This is a genomic window from Aeromicrobium sp. CnD17-E (assembly GCF_024124745.1).
Lineage (GTDB): Bacteria > Actinomycetota > Actinomycetes > Propionibacteriales > Nocardioidaceae > Aeromicrobium.
In genome coordinates, this window is sequence record NZ_JAMXRU010000143.1 from 1 (window position 1) to 6,493 (window position 6,493).

The 6,493-nt window shown below is 72.7% G+C and carries 8 protein-coding genes; 6 read left to right on the top strand and 2 right to left on the bottom strand.

What is annotated here, in order from left to right; all coding sequences use genetic code 11:
- From NH339_RS16890 to NH339_RS16900, 3 genes are all read left to right on the top strand, one after another.
- Positions 1 to 1,151: S1C family serine protease (locus NH339_RS16890; protein WP_253027174.1), on the top strand; the 1,151-nt coding region annotated here is incomplete at its 5' end.
- A gap of 181 nt (positions 1,152 to 1,332) precedes the next feature.
- Positions 1,333 to 2,262, top strand: coding sequence for a DMT family transporter (locus NH339_RS16895; RefSeq protein WP_253027175.1), 930 nt, complete (start codon positions 1,333 to 1,335; stop codon positions 2,260 to 2,262).
- An 18-nt stretch (positions 2,263 to 2,280) separates the two neighbouring features.
- Entirely contained in the window at positions 2,281 to 2,493 is a 213-nt protein-coding gene (locus NH339_RS16900; protein WP_067853169.1) for a DUF2945 domain-containing protein, read from the top strand.
- Positions 2,494 to 2,608: 115 nt separating this feature from the next.
- Here the strand turns inward: NH339_RS16900 and NH339_RS16905 are convergent, their stop codons facing one another.
- Together NH339_RS16905 and NH339_RS16910 are read right to left on the bottom strand one after the other, a co-directional pair.
- Entirely contained in the window at positions 2,609 to 2,815 is a 207-nt protein-coding gene (locus tag NH339_RS16905) for a DNA polymerase beta superfamily protein (protein ID WP_253027176.1), read from the bottom strand.
- 5 nt (positions 2,816 to 2,820) lie between these two features.
- On the bottom strand, positions 2,821 to 4,725 hold the full coding sequence (locus NH339_RS16910) for a chorismate-binding protein (RefSeq protein ID WP_253027177.1): 1,905 nt from the start codon (positions 4,723 to 4,725) through the stop codon (positions 2,821 to 2,823).
- Between the two features lie 207 nt (positions 4,726 to 4,932).
- On the opposite strand from NH339_RS16910, the gene NH339_RS16915 reads away from it, so the two are divergent.
- From NH339_RS16915 to NH339_RS16925, 3 genes are all read left to right on the top strand, one after another.
- Complete coding sequence (locus NH339_RS16915; RefSeq protein WP_253027178.1) at positions 4,933 to 5,136, top strand: CopG family transcriptional regulator; 204 nt, start codon at positions 4,933 to 4,935, stop codon at positions 5,134 to 5,136.
- Entirely contained in the window at positions 5,133 to 5,507 is a 375-nt protein-coding gene (locus NH339_RS16920) for a type II toxin-antitoxin system death-on-curing family toxin (protein WP_253027179.1), read from the top strand. The genes NH339_RS16915 and NH339_RS16920 overlap by 4 nt, the downstream gene beginning before the upstream one ends.
- A partial coding sequence (locus tag NH339_RS16925; RefSeq protein WP_253027180.1) for a M20/M25/M40 family metallo-hydrolase occupies positions 5,486 to 6,493 on the top strand: 1,008 nt, incomplete at its 3' end. The genes NH339_RS16920 and NH339_RS16925, both read left to right, overlap by 22 nt.

Sequence of the window (6,493 nt, forward strand, 5' to 3'; positions counted from 1 at the left end):
CCCCGGCGTTCGTCGCCCAGGAGGCCGCCCCCGCGCCCAAGCCGCGCCGCCGGGGCACGCGCCTCGTGGCAGCGGCCGCCGCGATCGTCCTGCTGGGCGCCGCCGGCGGTGCCGGTGGGTCCGCGCTCTACGACCAGCTCACCGGCGACTCCGGCACCAGCCCCGTGGTCAGCTCGCTCGACTCCGACAGCAGCAGCAGCGACGCGCAGGCGACGAGCGGCCAGGTCGAGAAGGTCGCGAAGGCGGTCCTCCCGTCGGTCGTGCAGATCAACGTCGCGGGCGGCAGCGAGGCCGGCTCCGGCACGGGCATCATCATCAGCAGCAACGGCAACATCCTCACGAACAACCACGTCGTCGAGGCGGCCGCGCAGCAGGGCACCATCACGGTGGCCTTCAGCGACGGCACCACGTCGTCGGCGCAGATCGTCGGCCGCGACCCCAAGACCGACCTGGCCGTCGTCAAGGTGGACCGCACCGGTCTGACGCCCGCGACCTTCGGCAAGTCCTCCGACCTCGCCGTCGGGGAGGAGGTCGTCGCGATCGGCTCGCCGTTCGGCCTCGAGAGCACCGTGACCAGCGGCATCGTCAGCGCGCTCAACCGGCCCGTGTCGTCCTCCGACGGCACCGGCCAGAACACGACGGTCTTCCCCGCGGTCCAGACCGACGCCGCCATCAACCCCGGCAACTCCGGCGGGCCGCTCGTCGACCTCGAGGGCCGGGTCGTGGGCATCAACTCCGCGATCCGCTCGGGCGGCACGACGTCGGCCAGCGCCGGCTCGATCGGCCTCGGCTTCGCCATCCCGATCGACCTCGCCAAGAGCGTCGCGGACCAGCTGGTCAAGGGTGAGCAGGTCGAGCACGCGCTCATCGGCGTCACCGTCCGGCCGGCCGTCTCCAACGACGAGATCACCGGCATCGGCGCCGAGATTACCGAGGTCAACCCCGACAGCCCCGGCGCGAAGGCGGGCCTGGAGCGCGGCGACATCGTCACCGCCATCAACAACCAGCCCGTGGGCAGCTCCGACGCCCTCGTGGCCGGCATCCGCGGCTACCGTCCGGGCGAGCAGGTGACGCTGACCTACCTGCGCGACGGCAAGAAGGCCGAGACCCAGGTGACGCTGGCCTCCGACGGCGGCGCCACGGCCGACTGACCTCGGCCCACCGACCGGCGGCACCCCCCGGCCGCCTCGACCTCCTCGGACGCCCGGCACCGGCGTCCGGGGAGGTCCTTCCCTCTCGCGGCGCGTCGGTCGGGGGCGGCGGCAGGATCTCGCCAGGACGATGTCCGGATCCCGCGCGACACCGACCGCGCCGCGGTCCTAGCGTGGTCCGGTGACCAGCTCCCCCACCGCGTCCCCCGCACCGCCGACGTCGACCGCGCGCGACTGGTCGCTCGCCGCGATGGGCGTCACGGTGCTGCTGTGGGCGTCGGCGTTCGTCGGCATCCGCGCGGTCGCCGACGTCTTCGAGCCGGGCCCGCTGAGCCTCGGACGCCTGCTCGTCGGCGCGCTCGCGCTGGTGGTCCTGGCCCGTCCATGGCGGCACCGGCTGCCACGGGGGCGCACGCTGGCGCTCGTCGTGGTCTACGGGGTGCTGTGGTTCGGCGCGTACAACGTGGCGCTGAACGCCGGCGAGACGTACCTCGACGCCGGGACAGCGGCGCTCGTGGTGAACATCGGCCCGATCCTCATCGCGCTGCTCGCCGGCATCGTCCTCAAGGAGGGCTTCCCGCGACCCCTGGTCGTCGGCATGGCGGTGGCGTTCGCGGGCGTCGTGCTCATCGCCACGAGCACACGCCACGACACGTCGGTGCAGACCGCGAGCACGACCGGCGTGCTGCTGTGCGTGCTCGCGGCCGTGCTCTACGCGGTCGGCGCGCTCACCCAGAAGCCCACGCTGCGGACCGTCGCGCCGGCGATGTCGGTGTGGATGGCGTGCACCATCGGCGCCGTCGTCTGCCTCCCGTTCGCGCCGGCCCTCGTCGACCAGGTGGGGTCGGCGTCGGCGGGCGACGTCGCGTGGCTCGTGTACCTGGGCGTCTTCCCGACCGCCATCGGGTCCACGACGTGGTCGTACGCGCTGCGCCGGCTGTCTGCGGGACAGGTCGCGTCGACGACCTATCTCGTGCCGGCCGTGGCGACGCTGATCTCCTGGGTGCTGCTCGGCGAGGTGCCGGCGCCGCTCGCCTTCGTCGGCGGGGCGCTGTGCCTGCTCGGCGTGGCCATCACCCGGCTGCGACGTCGAGGTGCGGCGACGTCGTGACGACCGCAGGGTGGGTGCATGACGAACATCAAGGTCGGTGACCGGGTGAGCTGGGACAGCCCCCAGGGACGCACGCAGGGCAAGGTCGTGGAGCGCAAGACCAAGGACTTCCAGCTCGACGGCCAGCAGTGGCGGGCCAGCGAGGACGAGCCCAAGCTCGTCGTCGAGAGCGAGAAGACCGGCGCCAAGGCGGCCCACGAGCCGTCGGCGCTGAACAAGCTGAAGAGCTGACGCCTCCCCTCCAGCGGTAGGTGGCCCACCTCATCCGGCTGGGCGGTCGATGACACACCCTTCGACGTCGCCGAAGGGTGTGTGACCTACCGCTGGTGCGGGAGAGGTGGGCTACCTACCGCTGGGACGGGCTCACGTGGGCGCGCCGCACGTACAGGAACCGGGCGTCGTCGTCGCTGTCGGGCGACGGGAAGCCCCAGGCTCGGCTGCCGCTCTCCACGGCCCACCCGATGCGGACGCCGTGCTCGAGCTCGACGCCGTCGAGGCGCGCGTCGACCTGCGCGACGACGTCGGGGTCGAGCGAGGTGGGGACGGCGCGCACCACGGTCAGCCCAGGAGGTCGAGGACGAGGTCGCGCAGGATCGCGAACCCGCGCTGGGTGAGCACCGACTCGGCGTGGAACTGGATGCCGTGGAAGTGCGGGCCGGCCACGTGGTGGATGTCGCCGGTCGCCTCCTCGCGCTCGACCGTCACGCCCGGGGGCAGCCCCGCGGCGCCGACGCGCGCGACGAACGTGTTGTAGAAGCCCACCGTCTCGGGTCGCCCGAGCACGTCGAGGCGTGCCTGCGTGCCCTGGAAGACGATGTCCTTGAACCCGAGCTCGAGGCCGAGGTTGCGGCTCAGCACCTGGTGGCCCAGGCACACCGCCAGGAAGGGCTGCTCCGACGCCAGCAGCCCGACCACGACGTCGTCGACGACGGCGATCTTCGCGTCGCCGACGTCGCGCGGGTCGCCGGGGCCGGGGCCGACCACGACGAGGTCGTACTCCTCGAGCGAGCGGCCGGAGCCGACCCAGTCGGCGTACGCGTCGTGGCGGACGACGTCGGTGGTCATGCCGAGCACGCCGAAGACGTGCGACAGCATGTTGACGAAGTCGTCCTCGCCGTCGACGACCACGACGCGACGGCCCTGCAGCGACGGCTCCGGCGCCGCGCCGGACTGGTCGGACAGCCAGAACTGGCTCAGCCGGGCGTTGCGCTCGCCGAGCGCGATCAGCACGTCGTCCTCGCGCGTGAACGCGTCGAAGCCCTCCACCGGCCCGGCCGCGGGGGTGGGGGCGTCGACCAGGCCGAACGCGCTGAGCACGCCCGACGCCTTCGCCCACGTCTCGGCCGTCTCGTAGTCGGGGTCGGAGTCGCGCACCAGCGTCGCGCCGGCCGTGACCTTGAGGTTGCCGTCGAGGTCGACGTCGGCGGTCCGGATGAGGATGGGGGCGTCGGCACGCTGCAAGCCCTCGGCGTCGCGGCCGACGAGCGCGGCCACCGACGCGTAGTAGCCGCGGCCGTGCTCCTCGTACTGCTCGATGAGCCGGCACGCGTTCTCGACCGGGCTGCCCGTGACGGTCGCCGCGAACATCGAGTCGCGCAGCACCTCGCGCACGTCGCGGTCGGTGCGACCGGCCAGCAGGTACTCGGTGTGCACGAGGTGGCTCATCGGCTTGAGGTACGGGCCCAGGACGAGGCCGCCCTCGTGGCAGATGTCGCACATCATCTTGAGCTCCTCGTCGACGACCATGAAGAGCTCGTAGATCTCCTTCTCGTCGCGCAGGAACTCCAGCAGGGCCGACGTCTTCTCGGCGTGCGTGGTGAGGCCCTTGGTGCGGAACGTGCCGCTGATGGGGTTCATCCGCACCTGGCCGGCCTCGACGCTCACGTGCCGCTCGGGGCTCGCGCCGACGAGGTAGCGGTCGCCGGTGAAGACGAGGAAGGTCCAGAAGGCGCCACGCTCCCGCTCGAGCAGACGACGGAAGACGGCGAGGGCGGCGTCGTGGCCCCAGTCGGCGATCTTCGCGCGGTAGTGGCGGCCGACGACGAGGTTCGCGCCCTCGCCCCGCCCGATCTCGTCGTCGATGATCTGGCGCACCATCGCCGCGTAGTCGGCGTCGGAGGTCTCGAACCCGCCGCGGTCCTCCAGCTCGACGCCGCCGTCGGGCAGCGTCGGGAGGAGGTCGGCGAGGGGCAGCTCGTGGAGCACGTCGGCGCGGACGACGCGCAACGGCGTGCCGTCGTCGTGCGCGGCGAACCCACGCTCGCGCGCCTGGCGGAACGGCACGAGCACCAGGTGGTCCCACGTGGGGCCGTCGGCGGGGACCCCGGCCGCGAGCGGCACGTCGGCGAGGTTCTCGACGTCCTCGTAGGCGCCGCCGACCAGGGTCACCGTGTCGCTGTCGCGCACCCGGATGAGGGCGAACGCGGGCTGCTGCTGGAGCTCGCTGACGAGCGGGTGGGTCATGGGTGAGTCCTTCGGGTCGCCTCGGCCGCGCCGGGACGGAGAACGCCCAGACCGCTCGGCTGAGGGGTCTGGGCGTGGGGTCGCGTGACAGGCCTCCTCTACGAGAGAGGACGCCACCAGCGGATGACCAGGGTGCGGTCGCAGCGCGATGTCACGGTCGCAGCCTAGCGCCTTGAGTGAGTGATACCACCCGGATACCATCGATTCATGGCCATGACGTTGCGACTCACCGACGAGCAGGACGCCGCGCTCACGCGGCTGGCGAACGCCCAGGGCATCAGCAAGAACGAGGCGGCCACGCGCGCCATCGAGGAGAAGGCCGCGCGGATCTCGCGGGAGGAAGAGGTCCGGCGGCTCACGCGTGAGGCCATCGAGCAGTACGGACCGCTGCTCGACCGCCTCGCCCAGTGACGCAGTACCTGGACCTCGAGCTCTTGCTCCTCGTCGCCGACGAAGCAGGGCTTCAGGCCGTTCGCGACCCGGGTCTTCTCGACTCGGCCGCGCACCGTCCGCGGACCACGGTCTTCGGCGAGGATGCCTACCCCACCCTCGACGAGAAAGCAGCCGTGCTGCTCGAGTCGATCGTGCGGAACCATCCACTGGTGGACGGCAACAAGCGTCTGGGGTGGCTCGCGACCGTCCTGGTGTACCGACTGAACGGCGTCAGGCTCGACGCCCCCGAGGATCCTGCCTACGACCTCGTGATCGGCATCGCGGAGGGCAGGATCGACTACCACGCGAGCGCTGCCAGACTTGCCTCGTGGACATCGACGCCGACCTGATCCGCCGCGACCTCGCGCAGCTCGTCAGCTACCCCAGCGTGGGCGGCAGCGAGTCGGAGGCGTCCGTGCAGCGCTGGTGCGCCGCGACGCTGCAGGGTCTCGGGCTCGACGTCGACCTGTGGCAGCTCGACCTCGAGGAGCTGCGCGCCGACCCCGACTACCCCGGTGAGGAGGTCGAGCGCGAGGAGGCGTGGGGCTGCGTCGGCACGTGGCGCCCTGGGGACCCCGGCGGGGGTGCCGGGCCACGGGCGGCAGAAGACACCGTGCCGGAGCTCGTGCTGAACGGGCACGTCGACGTCGTGCCACCGGGCGACGCCGACTGGTGGACGGCGCACGACCCGTGGTTCCTGCACGAGGCCGACGGCCGCTGGTACGGGCGGGGCACCTGCGACATGAAGGGCGGCGTGGTGGCGATCCTCGCCGCGGTCCGGGCGGTCGGTGACCGGCTGACGAAGCCGTTCGCGGTGCACCTGGTGGTGGGCGAGGAGGACGGCGGCCTCGGGACGTTCGCGACGCTGCGCCGCGGCCACACCGGGCGGGCGTGCCTGATCGCCGAGCCGACGGCCGGAACGGTGGTGAGCGCGAACGCCGGGTCGCTGACGTTCCGCCTGGAGGTGCGGGGCAAGGCCACGCACGGCTCGCGGGCGGGGCACGGCGTCAGCGCGGTCGAGCTGTTCGAGCAGGTGCACGCGGCGCTACGGAGGCTCGACGCGGAGCGGAACGTCGACCCGCCGGCACCGTTCACGGACCGGCCGTGGCCGCTGTCGGTGGGCGTCGTGCAGGCGGGCGACTGGGCGAGCACGGTGCCCGACCTGCTCGTCGCCGAGGGCCGTTTCGGGGTGCGACCGGGCGAGTCGTTCGCCGACGCGATGGCGGTGTTCGAGGCCACGGTCGCGGCCGTCGACCATCCGTGGCTGCGCGAGCACCCGCCCGTCGTCACCTGGCCGGGCGGCCGGTTCGCGGCCGGCGCGCTGCCGGAGGGCCAC

Excerpts from the sequence above, each read along its gene's own strand:
- NH339_RS16910 (WP_253027177.1), bottom strand. The coding sequence starts at position 4,725 with ATGACCCACCCGCTCGTCAGCGAGCTCCAGCAGCAGCCCGCGTTCGCC.
- NH339_RS16915 (WP_253027178.1), top strand. The coding sequence starts at position 4,933 with ATGGCCATGACGTTGCGACTCACCGACGAGCAGGACGCCGCGCTCACG.
- NH339_RS16900 (WP_067853169.1), top strand. The coding sequence starts at position 2,281 with ATGACGAACATCAAGGTCGGTGACCGGGTGAGCTGGGACAGCCCCCAG.